Origin of the sequence: Flavobacterium panici, from assembly GCF_903819335.1 — a bacterium.
GTDB lineage: Bacteria > Bacteroidota > Bacteroidia > Flavobacteriales > Flavobacteriaceae > Flavobacterium > Flavobacterium panici.
On the sequence record NZ_CAIJDE010000032.1, the window covers coordinates 1 to 13,180 of the forward strand.

Here is a 13,180-nt window from a genome sequence, read left to right on the forward strand (position 1 = left end):
CCATTGTCCAATATTCCTCACTGCTGCCTCCCGTAGGAGTCTGGTCCGTGTCTCAGTACCAGTGTGGGGGATCTCCCTCTCAGGACCCCTACCCATCGTTGCCTTGGTAAGCCGTTACCTTACCAACTAGCTAATGGGACGCATGCTCATCTTTCACCGTTGTGACTTTAATTACATCTCGATGCCGAGTCGTAATACTATGAGGTATTAATCCAAATTTCTCTGGGCTATCCCTCTGTGAAAGGCAGATTGCATACGCGTTACGCACCCGTGCGCCGGTCTCTATCTCCGAAGAAATATACCCCTCGACTTGCATGTGTTAAGCCTGCCGCTAGCGTTCATCCTGAGCCAGGATCAAACTCTTCATCGTATATTTTAATATTATATTGCGATGCTTACTCTAGTGGTTCTTTTCGAATCTTACGATTCTATTACTCTTATTCTTTTGTTCCGATTTGCATCGGAACGGCTGTCAATTCAATATGTCTACGAACGTGTATTTCTTTTTGTCTTCGCTTGTGTTTCAAAGCGGGTGCAAAACTAAAACTTCTTTTTGTTTCTCGCAAGAAAAATTTAAAAAAAATTTGAAACTTTTTTTTCGTCTCCTTTTTCTCAATTTTCCTTCCAGTCTCTCAATGAACTTCCGTGTTTTGCGGGGTGCAAATGTAAAAAGCATTTTCAAATCTCACAAGCTTTTTCTAATCTTTTTTCTGAAAAATTTTTCAGTTTTGATTTCTTTTCCTGCCAGTGTTTCAGTGAACGTCTTTCGTTGTTGCGGGTGCAAAAGTAGAACCTTTATTTACATTTACAAGCCTTTTTTTTATATTTTTTCCATCTTTTCTGCATTTATTTCTTAACTTCCTGATAACACAAGTTTTACAATTTGAACTTTTTTAAAATATTATCAGGTTTTTCTGCATCTCTTTGCTTTTTCCTTATTTTAGCACGCTTTCTCTATTCCGTTTTTGAGGAGTTTTTATGTTTTACACTTGTTTTGACTGGTTTTGCCGCAAAGGCATTAAGACGCAAAGTCTGGTTTTTCTACCGTTTTATTAATCTCGCAGAGCCGCAAAGGCGCTAAGTTTCTATTTTTGGGATTGTTTTTCTTCTGGAAGAGTCCATCCTTCGTGATTTTTTATTCTCAAAACTCATGCCATAGCCCCGATAGAGTGGAAATCCTTTTGTGTCTCGTTTCTTTAACGAGACACAAAAGATTGGAACGGATAGCGGGAAATAGCTCCTTATAAAAAGTAAATTCCAAATTTTTTAAAATCCAAATTCCAAACCAAAAGGCTTCGACTTCGCTCAGCCGGACATGACATATACAATAGATATAACGTTGCGCATAAGACGCACTGCTGTGTGTCTCTACAGAAAATTGGGACTTAAGTATAATTATACATATAATATGTATATAAAAACAAACCCGACAGGTTTTGAAAAACTGTCGGGTTATGAAATATCTTGTTTTAATAAATCAATCGAAGCGAATTGCTTTTACAGGAGAGATTTTTGTTATTATATAGGAAGGAATTAATAATACTAAGAAGCATACCGTGATGGTTAGTAAATTCAACAGGACTATATAACCCCAATTTAAATATACGGGAGCTTGGTTAACATAGTAGTTTTCGGGATTTAGATGAATGATTCCGAATTGCTGTTGAATTAACAGTAGTGTAATTCCAATTAAGTTACCCCAAAACAGCCCTCGAACAATTAGATAGAATGCATTATATAGAAAAACTTTGCGAACTGTCCAGTTATTTGCTCCTAATGCTTTTAGGATTCCGATCATTTGTGTGCGCTCTAAAATAAGAACCAATAATGCTACTACCATATTAATTGTAGCAACGAGAATCATTATGGCAAGGATTACAATTATATTGAAATCAAAAAGCTGAAGCCAGTCAAAAATATAGCTGTACTTTTCGGTAATTGTTTTTGTATCGAGATTTGAAGAGATTTGTTCGTAAATCTGGTTTCCTGTTTCTTTAATCGTTGTAAAGTCTTTTACAAAAACTTCAAAAGCTCCAACTTGATCCGGAGTCCATTTGTTTATTCGCTGAATATGGCGAATATCTCCTATTATATATGTAGCGTCAAAATCCTGGAATCCTGAACTAAAAATTCCTGTGATTTTAAATCGGCGGCTGTTGGGCAGTTTTCCTTGTTCTTCTTTTATGAAGAAGGTGTTGAAACTGTCTCCTAATTTTAAATTCAATCGATCTGCAAGAAATCTTGAGATAATAACTTCTTCAGTTAGTGTTTTAGAAAAATCGGGTAATTTACCTTCTACTAAATACTCTTTTATATTATTCCAATTATAATCTGCTCCTACTCCTTTAAAAACAATTCCTTCAAAGGCATTTTCTGTTCTAATTATTCCGGCTTTGCTTGCTACTGCCTGAATATGGCTTACTTCTGGAACTGATTTGAAATTTGGATAAAAATCCTGTTTTTTCGAAATTGGAATTAAGGTTATCTCTGAATTATTGTTGTCATAATTCGAAATAATGATCTGACCGTTGAAAGCTGAAACTTTTTCGCGTATTTTTTGCTGCAATCCAATTCCAGTTGCTACAGAAACCATCATCATAATAATACCAATTGCAATTGCTGAAATAGCAATTTTAATAATTGGCGCCGATATACTGCTTTTGTAATCTTTTGCAGTGATGAGTCTTTTTGCTATAAAGTATTCTAGATTCAATTTAGGGTTCTGTTATGATTTATATTTCTTATCCTATTTCAGGTTATTCAAAAATACATTTAAAAAAGCGAAATGTATAATCTTAAAGTAACAATGCTATTTTAATTCTTAAAGTGGTAATTTCTTTTTCATTTCTTCTACTATATTATAAGCTGCGGGACAGATTGCAACATTTTTCAAAGTCAGATCAGCAATTTGATGGAACTTTTTACGATCTGTATGCGGAAACTCCCGGCAGGCTTTCGGCCTTACGTCGTAAATCATACAATAATTCTCGCTATCCAGAAATGTACAAGGAACGCTTTTCAAAACATAATCTTTGTCTTCATCAATACGAAGATACTGGTCGATAAATTGTTGTGGTTTTTGTCTGAAAGATTTTGATATTCTTTCAATATCTGCCAAAGTAAATAGAGGCCCAGTTGTTTTACAGCAATTGGCGCATTGTAAACAATCTGTTTTTTTAAATTCGGCATCATGCAGGTCCTGCATAACGTAATCTAAATTCTTTGGCTGTTTCTTTTTCAGCTTATCAAAATACTTTTTGTTTTCGATATGCTTATCTTTGGCTAACTTATTTAAGTTATTTAAAATCTGTTTCAAGTTTAATATTTAAAATTGAGCTGCAAAATTAAACAACTTTAAACTTGAAACCTTAAACTTTGAACTAAATTACAATGAAAGATCTTTTTGGGAAAGCGATGTATGATTTCCAAACCAATAATTCGCCCGAAGATATTATTACTGAAACTTCAATTTCTGAAGAAGATGAAATGAGCGTTGAATATTTATTCCGCTCTTATGATGAAATGCCGAAAATTGAACAAAAGGCTTTACAATTAGCAACAGGAAAAACTTTAGATGTGGGATGCGGAGCCGGAAGCCACAGTTTGTCTTTACAAAATGACCGCAATTTAGAGGTTATTTCAATAGATATTTCTGAAAAAGCAATTGAAACTTGCAAGCTTCGCGGTTTAAAAAATGCCAAAGTTGAAAATATATTAGATTTTGAAGGAGAAAAATTTGATACGATTATTTTGCTGATGAACGGAACTGGTATTTTTGGGAAATTAGAAAATTGCAATACGTATTTATCAAAACTAAAATCGCTTTTGAATTTAGGCGGGCAAATTTTAATTGACAGTTCTGACATTATTTATATGTTTGATGAAGATGAAGATGGCGGAAAATGGATTCCATCTGAAACAGAGTATTACGGAGAACTTACTTTTACTATATCGTATAAAGGAGAAAAAGAAGATACTTTTGACTGGCTATACCTCGATTATAACACACTGCAGAATGCTGCAATTGCAAATGGATTAAAATGTGAATTAGTTACGGAAGGTGATCATTATGATTATCTGGCCCGACTTTCAATATAAATATCTTTTAATCATGGAAAATTTAGATTTAGAAAAATTAAAATACCCTATAGGAAAATTTGAAGTTCCTAAAGAATTCACCTCTAAATACATTTTAGATAGGATTGAAGAGATTTCGACTTTTCCAGAAAGGTTAAAAAAGGAAGTTACCCCTCTTAATGGCGAACAATTAGACACTCAGTATCGACCTGAAGGCTGGACTGTTCGACAAGTAATTCATCATTGCGCCGAAAGTCACATGAATTGTTACATTAGATTAAAGTGGGCTTTAACTGAGAACAATCCGATTATAAAACCTTATGATGAAAAATTGTGGTCTGAAATGCCGGATAATTTAACGATGCCAATCGCTCCGACACTAAATTTATTAGAAGGATTGCATTTTAGATTAGCATATATAATGAAAAACTTATCGCAAGTTGATTTAGAAAAGTCATTTATTCATCCCGAGAATAATTCTGAATATCGAATTCAACAAATTATTGGTATGTATGCCTGGCACGGAAATCATCATTTAGCACAGATTGTCAATTTAAAGAATCAGAAAAACTGGAAACAATAAAATGTTTCTTTTTTATACAGTGTGTATTTATTACATAAAAAAAACCTCTTCTAAATTAGAAGAGGTTTTTTATGATCTAAGGTATATTTAAATACTTATGTGTTTGAAGTGAAACTCTCCATTTCGGATTATTCATTACATAATCAACAATCAGCGGAGTCATTTCTTCTTTTTTACTCCACTCTGGCTGAAGAAACAAAATAGCATCATCATTAACTAATTCTGCTTGTTCTTCTGCAAAGATAAAATCGTGCTTATTATAAATAATTACTTTTAATTCATGCGCGTTAGCATAAACATCTGGTGTTGGAAGTTTGTTTTTCTTTGGCGAAAGACAAATCCAGTCCCAAGTTCCAGATAAAGGATAAGCTCCGGAAGTTTCAATATGAACTTTTAAGTTTTTATTTTTTAATTGCTGCGTCAATAGTGTCATGTCCCATGTAAGTGGTTCACCGCCGGTAACCACAACTGTATTGGCATAACTTGAAGCATTATTTACAATTACATCGATATTTGTTGGCGGATGCAGTTCTGCATTCCAGCTCTCTTTCACATCACACCAGTGACACCCAACATCACAACCTCCAATTCTAATGAAGTAAGCAGCGGTTCCGGTATGATATCCTTCGCCCTGAATGGTATAAAATTCTTCCATCAAAGGCAGCATGGCTCCTTTGTTTACTTCTAATTGTATTTCTTTTGGTAACATTATTTTAATTTAATGTGCAAAGATAGTCAATTAATTACGGAACAAAAAAACCGATAGTTCAAAGCGAACTATCGGTTTTAATAAATTAGTTTAAAAACTATATTATTTTAAAGCTTTCACAGATTGTGAAGCGTATGCATTTGCCGGATCTAAAACTAAAGTTTTATTGAAATATTCAATTGCTTTTGCTTTATCAGTGTTTGCATAACTTGCTCCGATACTGTTGTAAGCTTCTACGATTTTTTTAACTGTAGCTGGTTTTGCTAATTCTTCAGCACCTTTTGCAGTTGTTTTAGCAACGTACTCTTCGTAGTTTTTGATAATTAAATCATCTTTCTCTAACAAGTTGTTGATTCTTCCTTTGTATAAGTAAGCCTCATCATAAGTTGGAGATGCAACTAAGATTCTGTCAAAAGCAGCATCTGCTTTAGCTAACTGAGCAGCATCGGCAACAGCTCCGCCAGTTTTATTAGCATTTGCGTAGTAAACAGAAATACCGTAGTAAACGTTATCATCTAAGTAATTCTTAGAGTCTTTATTGTTTGCACCGAATTCAAAGATAGAAGCAGCCTGACCAAATTGTTTTTTACCAAATAAAGCTTTTCCTAAATCATTAAGTTCTTCAACTACTAATGGTTCTAATTCGATTGCTTTTTTGATATCTGCAAGACCTGCGTCAAATGAAGCCTGATCTACAGCACCTTCAGCATTTGTTCCTTTTTTGATTTTAGATAAACCTAAATATAAATAATCTCTGCCAATTACTTTATTCGTTGGAGTTTTGATATAATCTTCGATAGATTTGATAGCTACATCAACATTTCCGTTTTCATAAGCAGCATAACCTAAATATCTAAAGATTCTAGGGTTTACTTTATCTTCAGCAATCATTTTGTTTGCTACAGTTTCTAAACTCTTGTAATCTTTTACCAAGATCAAGAAATCTGCGTGACGCATTTTAGAATCTAAAGAGTAATCTGTTAAGCTTAGGTATTTTTCGTAGTTAGTAATTGCGTTTTGCAAATTAACTTTAGCTGTAGAAGGTTTGTTTCTTCCCCATTTGTAATATGTTTCAGCTAATTCTCTGTAAACTGGACCATAATTTGGGTTCAAAGCGATAACTTCATTGAAAGATTTAATAGCTTCATCGTAAGATTTTGCTCCTTTCAATAAAACACCTAATTGCATTTTTGCTCTTAAAAGAGTTGGATCTGCTGTAAAAGCATCACGATAAGCTTTGTAAGCATCATTTTGATTGTTAGCTCCATAATATGCATCTCCGATAGCCAAAAGTGCACTTGCATTTTGCGGTTCGATTAATAAAGCTTTTTTCAAACTTGCAACTGCATTTGTATAATCTGGATTTACAGAGTTCATGTAAGCTTTACCAATGTAAATGAATTCATCTACGTCTTTACGCTTAATATCTTTTGTTGCCAAAGCAAAGTTAGCTTGTGCACTAGCAGTGTTTTTATTATCAAGATCGATTTGACCTAAACCAATATAGTTTAAGTTTTTCTTATCTGATGCTTCAATTCCGTTTAAGTAATATATTTTAGCAGAATCAACAACACTCTGATTTAAGTAAATATTACCTAAAACAAAATTAGCTTCTCCATCAGAAGGTTTAGCTTTGATGATTGATTTAAGTAATGATTTTGCTTTTTGAAACTGTTCAGCATCGATTGCCTTTTTTGCTTCTTTAATGTCTTGCGCATTTGCAACAGAAGCTGTAGCAATCATAGCAAGACTAAAAATTTTAAATTTATTCATCTTTATAGTAATTAATTTATTCTTTATCGTTTATAATTTGACTTCTAATATTGAATTTTCTGCCTGGAGTCTTTACAGGCATTAACCCAGATTTCAAAACTATTCTTTGACCAATCTCACCAGCCATGAAAGAGGCAAGTCCCATTCCTAGTCCAGAATAACCCTGACAGTTTATAATAAACAAATCACGTGCCAAAGGATATTTGTTTAATGCTATGTTAGTTTGACTAGGGCTGTAATATTCATTATCATTTAACCCCTTAACACTTAAAACATCAATTTTCTTTATTGTCTCAACCATGTCCGGTGACGGCTGTGACAGCCAATTCACTCCAACAACACCAATCATTTCATCATTTTCTGAAACAAATTTAATAACTTCATCATTTGTTTTGAAAGAAAAAACACCTGCAGAAGGGAAATCTTTTACTTTCGCCAGTTCTTTCATATAGCGTACTGTGCTGGAATTTGGATTGTCAAAAACAATTCCTTTTATCTTAGAATCACCTTTACCCTGTAAAAAATCAATTACAGTTTTCAACGCAATTAATGTATCATTATTGTTCTTTTTTGCAATTAAGGCAATTCCATCAACTGCAAAAGGTGTAACTCTAGGTTTAATTTTACTTTTTTCGAATCTTCCTAATTCTTCATTAGTCAATTTTCTAGCTGTTACAACAACTTTAGCTTTCTTATTTAACAGGTCGTTAATAAGCTCCACTTCTGACTTTGGCTTAACGGTAATCTTAGCATCGTAATATGTCCCTTCAAAAACAGCAACCTGATCATCGACAATTTGCTTTATAGTTTCATCAACAGTAACATCAACTGATCCTTTTAAAATTGTTTCGTTTTCAGATTCATTTTTGCTTTTTTGGTTGCACATAACAAACAAAAAAACAAAAAGAACCAAACCAACAACTTTACTATATTTTAACATAATTACTCTGTATTAGAATTTATCAATCGCAGAAAACGTATTGCAGAATATACAATAAGTAATCCACCAAAAGCATATCTGTATTTAGGCTCCATATTTAAAGGAAGTTTTTCCCAAAACATAATCATTAAACCCAGCACAAGATATATTAAAAAAAACAGTATTCCTAAAACAAGAAGAAATCGCTCTTTGAGCGATTTCTTCTGAATATTATTAAGCATATCTTTTAACATTATTCTGCAGATTGAATAGTAATAGGTAAAGAGTAAAGAACCCTAACTTTTTTACCATTTTGCTCGCCGGGAGTCCATTTTGGACATTTTTTAAGAACACGAATTGCTTCTGCTCCTGTACCGTAACCGATATCCCTTAAAACTTTAATGTCGGTTAATGAACCGTCTTTTTCAACTACAAAAGTAACGTAAACTTTACCTTTTAGACCTTCTTCTTCCGGAGTCTTGTAATTATTTCCTACGAATTTGTAGAATTTATCCATCCCTCCAGGGAAATCAGGTTTTACTTCGATACCAGCTGTGTTGTATACACTGTTATCTTCTTCTACGACTTGAGAAACTGGTCCTGTACCTACTGGCTCATCAACAGTTAAAACTGCATCCGGATCTCCTTTGATAGTTTCATTACCTACTTTCTTGTCTTTCAAATCCTCAATTTTTGGAGGATCTTCAGTAACTTCTTCCGCTTTAGCAACAACCGGTTTTGTAAATTTCACCTGATCCACTTTTGGTGGTGGTGGTGGTGGTGGTGGTTGATTCGGCTTTACTTCCTCTTTTTTAGGAGGTAATTTCACTGTAGCAATCTTAACATTGTTATCTACTTCTTCTTCACCAGATTCTGGTAAAAAACTAGCAATAAGAGGAGCTGCAACAGCAAAGCTAAAAATTATCGAACCTATGATAAGCGCTTTTACCGTAGTTTTGTTGTTCGATTTTCTTAACTCGTATGCACCATATATCTTATTACGTCCTTCGAATACGATATCAAGCCACGTGTTTTTAATTATATCTAATTTCATTTTCTTGATTATTAGGATGTTAAAACAAGATAACCCTTATTTTTTCTCTATCAATTTTGTTTCCTCTGGTGTAAACTCAGGAACAATAGCATACGTATCAACTTTAGTAATCGCCATTTCATCCAATATATCTACCAAATTACGGTAATTTGATTTTTTAGTTGGTTTGATAATAACAATAATTCCCTGTTTAGGCTTCCCTTTAGCAGCAGAATATTCTAAAACTGTTTTCTTTCTTTTAAGCAGTTCTCTACGAATCCCATCTTTACCATATGCAATATCTTTAGGTCCACCAATAGGTTTTTCTAACAATCCCATATAATAAGTCAATTTATTATCCGCACCAAGTATTACAGTCATTGTACGATTTTCATCTACTTTCGTGTCCACTGTTTTAGTCGTATCATCATCTTTATTTGGCAAAGACAAATCCATCGATTGAGGTTTTGACAACGATGTGGTTAACATGAAGAATGTGATCAATAAGAATGCCAAATCCACCATAGCCGTTAAATCGACTTTCGAGTTTTGCTTTTTACTTCTTACCTTGCCACCTTTTCCGCCACCACCGTCGCCGGTATTTAATTCAGCCATTTTAGTGTATCTTTTTTAATTAAAAGTCTTTTCCTCTCGTACCTGTAACTAAGTTAAAGGAATTGATTTTCTGATCTTGTAAAATATCCATAATTTTTTTAATTTTTGGATATTCTTCTTTAGCATCTCCTTTAATTGCAATCTGCAATTCTTTATCATCTAGATCAATCGCAGCTCTTCTTGAAACTAACAACCATTCTTTTAATTGATTATCTAAAGAATCTATTGGAATTCCAGGTTGATCCGCTTTTACTCTTTCAGCTGAAGTCATACCAATGATTTGTTTTAAACTTGTTACAGGAACACCGAAGTCATCCATCAAAGCAAATTTAGTTTTATCATCTTCTGAAAAAGTCACACCGAATTTTGCCCCCATTCCTTCAAGAGTTCTTTTACGAATCTCTCTTCCTTTTAGGTCAAAAAACACTTTGCTTTTCCCATCTTTATCTTTACCTACTGTAATAATTGCCAAATCAGTATCTGGTAATTTAAATTCAGCAACAGATGCAGGCATATCTACAGGAAGTGCTTCAGGCACCTTAGCAGTAGCGGTCAAAATAAAGAACGTAAGCAAAAGGAACGCAACATCACACATGGCAGTCATATCTGTCGATGTTGACTTTTTTTTCATTTTTATTTTAGCCATTCTCTTTTATTTTATTTTGATATAATTAATTATAATTATTAATATCAAAAATTAATTATTGTTTCAAACTTCCTCTGAATCTTCTGTAAGTATTCACGATTGTAGTACCAGCCTCATCGATAGAGTAAGTTAAATCGTCAATTTTAGCAGTAAAGAAGTTGTAAGAAACGATTGCTAAGATAGAAGTAGAGATACCTGTTGCAGTGTTGATAAGTGCTTCAGAAATACCAGTTGCAAGAGCAGCTTGATCTGGAGTTCCAGCAGAAGCTAACGCACCAAAGGCTTTAATCATACCTGATACAGTTCCTAATAATCCTCCTAAAGTTCCTAATGATACTAAAGTAGAGATAATAGTCATATTTTTTTCTAACATTGGCATTTCTAATGAAGTTGCCTCTTCGATTTCTTTGTGGATTACTTCTGAAGCTTCTTCACTGTTGAAACCTTCTTTTTTAACGTCTTGATATTTAATCAAAGCAGATTTAATTGCGTTTGCAACTGAACCTTGTTGTTTGTCACATGAAGCGATAGCAGCCTCGATGTTTCCTTCTTTAATACTTCCTTGAACGCTTTTCATGAATTTGTCAAGGTTAGATTTTCCAGCAGCTTTACCGATAACAATGAATCTTTCAATTGAAAAAACAACAACCATTAAAAACATACCTAATAATACTGGTACAATAAATCCTCCTTTATAAACTTGTCCTAATGTATTGATTGGATGTCCAGTTTCAGGGTTACCTCCTTCGAAGTTAGACGCATCTCCCATGATTACTTTCCAAATAAACACCCCAACCAAAATACACGCAACAATAATGATTCCTGTAATCATCCCTCCTCCATTTGAAGTGCTTTCTTTTTTAACTTTAACGTTTGCCATTAGAATCAATTTTAATATTTTTAAATAATTTTCATTTTTTAGTTATATTTAACTTGTAGGGTAGCAAATTTATACGTTTAGTTTAAATAAAAAAACTTTTTTTAATTTTATTGAAGGAAATTTAACGTCAAATTAAAAAATATCTCATTAATTTGTCGCCATCATTTTTATGATAAAACAAAAAAAAAGGCGATTAATAAAAAAATTACAACGTTTTAGTGAATATTCAAACAATCCATTGAAATCTTCTTAAAAAGCTGCGAATTTATTTTTTATGTTTATTCCAATCAAAAAAAGCATTTTCCTACTAAAAAAAAGATAGTTATTTTGTTAAAAAACCAAACAAAACCCTTATAATCATCTAAATTACAAATAAAAACATGAATAAAAAAGATAATTTCATTCAGGACATAAACAACGGTTATTCTGCTAAGGGCGACTCTATTATTTTGGGTGGTGCAATTTTAGATGGTGAAGCAATTGCTGAGGCTCACGTCAAGATTCCTTTAAAGACATTAAACCGCCACGGTCTTATTGCCGGAGCAACCGGAACTGGAAAAACAAAAACAATTCAGGTTTTTTCTGAGCAGTTATCAAATGCCGGAATTCCTGTTTTAATGATGGATATTAAAGGTGATTTTAGCGGTATTGCAAAAGAAGGAAAAGAGGAAGGTTTTATTACAGAGCGCCACGCTAAAATAAATATACCTTATAATGTAGCTGCATTTCCGGTTGAATTAATGTCGCTGTCTAAACAAAACGGAGTTCGTCTGCGTGCAACGGTTTCTGAATTTGGTCCGGTTTTATTTTCGAGAATTTTAGATTTAAATGATACGCAAGCCGGAGTTGTTGCTGTTATTTTTAAATATTGTGATGACAAGCAAATGCCTTTGTTAGATTTAAAAGATATCAAAAAGGTTATCAATTATATTACCGAAGAAGGCAAAGAAGAAATCGCAGCCAGTTATGGCAAAATTTCAACTGCTACAACCGGAACGATTCTTAGAAAAATCATTGAACTGGAGCAGCAAGACGGAGATTTGTTTTTTGGTGAATTGTCTTTTGAAACGGATGATTTAATGCGAATTGACGAAAACGGAAAAGGTTATGTAAATATCATCCGCTTGACGGATATTCAGGATAAACCAAAATTATTCTCCACTTTTATGTTAAGTCTTTTGGCAGAGATTTATCAAAAAATGCCTGAAAAAGGAGATGCAGAACAGCCTGAACTGGTTATATTTATAGATGAAGCCCATTTAATTTTTAATGAAGCCAGCAAAGCGTTATTAGAGCAAATTGAAACGATTGTAAAATTGATACGTTCAAAAGGTGTCGGAGTTTATTTTGTTACTCAAAATCCAATGGATGTTCCGAGTGGAGTTTTGGCACAATTAGGATTAAAAATTCAGCATGCACTTAGAGCTTTTACAGCAAATGATCGTCAGGCGATTAAAAAAACAGCGGATAATTACCCAACTTCTCAATATTATAAAACTGATGAATTGCTTACAAGTTTAGGAATTGGAGAGGCTTTGGTAACAGCTCTAAACGAAAAAGGAGTTCCAACGCCGCTTGTTGCTACAATGATGCGTGCGCCACAAAGTAGAATGGATATTTTATCGGCTTCAGAAATTGATGAAATAAACGGAAAATCGAAACTGGTTAAAAAATACGCTGAGGAAATTGACCGCGAAAGTGCTTTCGAAATCTTAACTAAAAAAATAGCTGATGCTAATGAAGTCGCTGCTCAACAAGAAGAACAAGCTCCAACAAAATCTTCAAAATCAGAACCAAGCACTACAGAGGTTGTTACAAAATCTGTTCTTAAAGTGGTAACAAGCGCTACTTTTATAAGAGGTGTTTTTGGCGTTTTATCAAAATTTTTAAAAAAGTAAAAAATATTAAACCATATAAGTTATATAAGTTCATTTAATTCATATGG

At 33.4% G+C, this 13,180-nt stretch carries 13 protein-coding genes and 1 rRNA gene; 3 read left to right on the top strand and 11 right to left on the bottom strand.

Annotation, left to right across the window (positions count from 1 at the left end):
* The 3 genes from FLAPXU55_RS04960 to FLAPXU55_RS04970 form a co-directional block, all read right to left on the bottom strand.
* Positions 1 to 370 (bottom strand): 16S ribosomal RNA (locus FLAPXU55_RS04960); the annotation flags it as partial.
* 1,107 nt (positions 371 to 1,477) lie between these two features.
* Positions 1,478 to 2,713 (bottom strand): ABC transporter permease, encoded by a 1,236-nt coding sequence (locus FLAPXU55_RS04965; RefSeq protein WP_180856828.1) that lies wholly within the window; start codon positions 2,711 to 2,713, stop codon positions 1,478 to 1,480.
* Positions 2,714 to 2,821: 108 nt separating this feature from the next.
* Positions 2,822 to 3,316 carry a YkgJ family cysteine cluster protein gene (locus FLAPXU55_RS04970; RefSeq protein ID WP_053472553.1) on the bottom strand — a complete coding sequence of 165 codons (495 nt, stop codon included), beginning with the start codon at positions 3,314 to 3,316 and terminating at the stop codon, positions 2,822 to 2,824.
* 74 nt (positions 3,317 to 3,390) lie between these two features.
* Here FLAPXU55_RS04970 and FLAPXU55_RS04975 point away from each other — a divergent pair, with 74 nt between their 5' ends.
* Both FLAPXU55_RS04975 and FLAPXU55_RS04980 read left to right on the top strand, forming a co-directional pair.
* Complete coding sequence (locus FLAPXU55_RS04975; protein WP_180856829.1) at positions 3,391 to 4,098, top strand: class I SAM-dependent methyltransferase; 708 nt, start codon at positions 3,391 to 3,393, stop codon at positions 4,096 to 4,098.
* 13 nt (positions 4,099 to 4,111) lie between these two features.
* Entirely contained in the window at positions 4,112 to 4,660 is a 549-nt protein-coding gene (locus FLAPXU55_RS04980) for a YfiT family bacillithiol transferase (RefSeq protein WP_180856830.1), read from the top strand.
* 76 nt (positions 4,661 to 4,736) lie between these two features.
* Here FLAPXU55_RS04980 and FLAPXU55_RS04985 read toward each other — a convergent pair whose 3' ends face one another.
* From FLAPXU55_RS04985 to FLAPXU55_RS05015, 8 genes are all read right to left on the bottom strand, one after another.
* Positions 4,737 to 5,369 carry a 7-carboxy-7-deazaguanine synthase QueE gene (locus FLAPXU55_RS04985; RefSeq protein ID WP_053472550.1) on the bottom strand — a complete coding sequence of 211 codons (633 nt, stop codon included), beginning with the start codon at positions 5,367 to 5,369 and terminating at the stop codon, positions 4,737 to 4,739.
* A 102-nt stretch (positions 5,370 to 5,471) separates the two neighbouring features.
* Complete coding sequence (locus tag FLAPXU55_RS04990) at positions 5,472 to 7,142, bottom strand: tetratricopeptide repeat protein (protein ID WP_180856831.1); 1,671 nt, start codon at positions 7,140 to 7,142, stop codon at positions 5,472 to 5,474.
* Positions 7,143 to 7,158: 16 nt separating this feature from the next.
* Positions 7,159 to 8,082: a PstS family phosphate ABC transporter substrate-binding protein gene (locus tag FLAPXU55_RS04995; RefSeq protein WP_053472548.1), complete on the bottom strand. Its 924-nt coding sequence runs from the start codon at positions 8,080 to 8,082 to the stop codon at positions 7,159 to 7,161.
* Positions 8,083 to 8,084: 2 nt separating this feature from the next.
* Positions 8,085 to 8,315: a hypothetical protein gene (locus FLAPXU55_RS24070; protein WP_053472547.1), complete on the bottom strand. Its 231-nt coding sequence runs from the start codon at positions 8,313 to 8,315 to the stop codon at positions 8,085 to 8,087.
* Entirely contained in the window at positions 8,315 to 9,115 is an 801-nt protein-coding gene (locus tag FLAPXU55_RS05000; protein ID WP_180856832.1) for an energy transducer TonB, read from the bottom strand. Before FLAPXU55_RS05000 ends, FLAPXU55_RS24070 begins: the two co-directional genes overlap by 1 nt.
* A 36-nt stretch (positions 9,116 to 9,151) precedes the next feature.
* Complete coding sequence (locus FLAPXU55_RS05005) at positions 9,152 to 9,709, bottom strand: ExbD/TolR family protein (RefSeq protein ID WP_053472545.1); 558 nt, start codon at positions 9,707 to 9,709, stop codon at positions 9,152 to 9,154.
* Between the two features lie 19 nt (positions 9,710 to 9,728).
* Positions 9,729 to 10,355, bottom strand: a complete 627-nt coding sequence (locus tag FLAPXU55_RS05010; protein WP_053472544.1) for an ExbD/TolR family protein — start codon at positions 10,353 to 10,355, stop codon at positions 9,729 to 9,731.
* 55 nt (positions 10,356 to 10,410) lie between these two features.
* Positions 10,411 to 11,235 carry a MotA/TolQ/ExbB proton channel family protein gene (locus FLAPXU55_RS05015; protein ID WP_053472543.1) on the bottom strand — a complete coding sequence of 275 codons (825 nt, stop codon included), beginning with the start codon at positions 11,233 to 11,235 and terminating at the stop codon, positions 10,411 to 10,413.
* A gap of 380 nt (positions 11,236 to 11,615) precedes the next feature.
* On the opposite strand from FLAPXU55_RS05015, the gene FLAPXU55_RS05020 reads away from it, so the two are divergent.
* Entirely contained in the window at positions 11,616 to 13,133 is a 1,518-nt protein-coding gene (locus FLAPXU55_RS05020) for a helicase HerA-like domain-containing protein (RefSeq protein ID WP_180856833.1), read from the top strand.
* The last annotated feature ends 47 nt before the right edge of the window (positions 13,134 to 13,180 follow it).

Bases quoted from the DNA above. Each gene is read 5' to 3' on its own strand.
- FLAPXU55_RS04995 (WP_053472548.1), bottom strand. From the start codon at position 8,082: ATGTTAAAATATAGTAAAGTTGTTGGTTTGGTTCTTTTTGTTTTTTTG.
- FLAPXU55_RS24070 (WP_053472547.1), bottom strand. From the start codon at position 8,315: ATGTTAAAAGATATGCTTAATAATATTCAGAAGAAATCGCTCAAAGAG.
- FLAPXU55_RS05015 (WP_053472543.1), bottom strand. From the start codon at position 11,235: ATGGCAAACGTTAAAGTTAAAAAAGAAAGCACTTCAAATGGAGGAGGG.
- FLAPXU55_RS05000 (WP_180856832.1), bottom strand. From the start codon at position 9,115: ATGAAATTAGATATAATTAAAAACACGTGGCTTGATATCGTATTCGAA.
- FLAPXU55_RS04980 (WP_180856830.1), top strand. From the start codon at position 4,112: ATGGAAAATTTAGATTTAGAAAAATTAAAATACCCTATAGGAAAATTT.
- FLAPXU55_RS05010 (WP_053472544.1), bottom strand. From the start codon at position 10,355: ATGGCTAAAATAAAAATGAAAAAAAAGTCAACATCGACAGATATGACT.
- FLAPXU55_RS04975 (WP_180856829.1), top strand. From the start codon at position 3,391: ATGAAAGATCTTTTTGGGAAAGCGATGTATGATTTCCAAACCAATAAT.
- FLAPXU55_RS05005 (WP_053472545.1), bottom strand. From the start codon at position 9,709: ATGGCTGAATTAAATACCGGCGACGGTGGTGGCGGAAAAGGTGGCAAG.
- FLAPXU55_RS04990 (WP_180856831.1), bottom strand. From the start codon at position 7,142: ATGAATAAATTTAAAATTTTTAGTCTTGCTATGATTGCTACAGCTTCT.
- FLAPXU55_RS04985 (WP_053472550.1), bottom strand. From the start codon at position 5,369: ATGTTACCAAAAGAAATACAATTAGAAGTAAACAAAGGAGCCATGCTG.
- FLAPXU55_RS05020 (WP_180856833.1), top strand. From the start codon at position 11,616: ATGAATAAAAAAGATAATTTCATTCAGGACATAAACAACGGTTATTCT.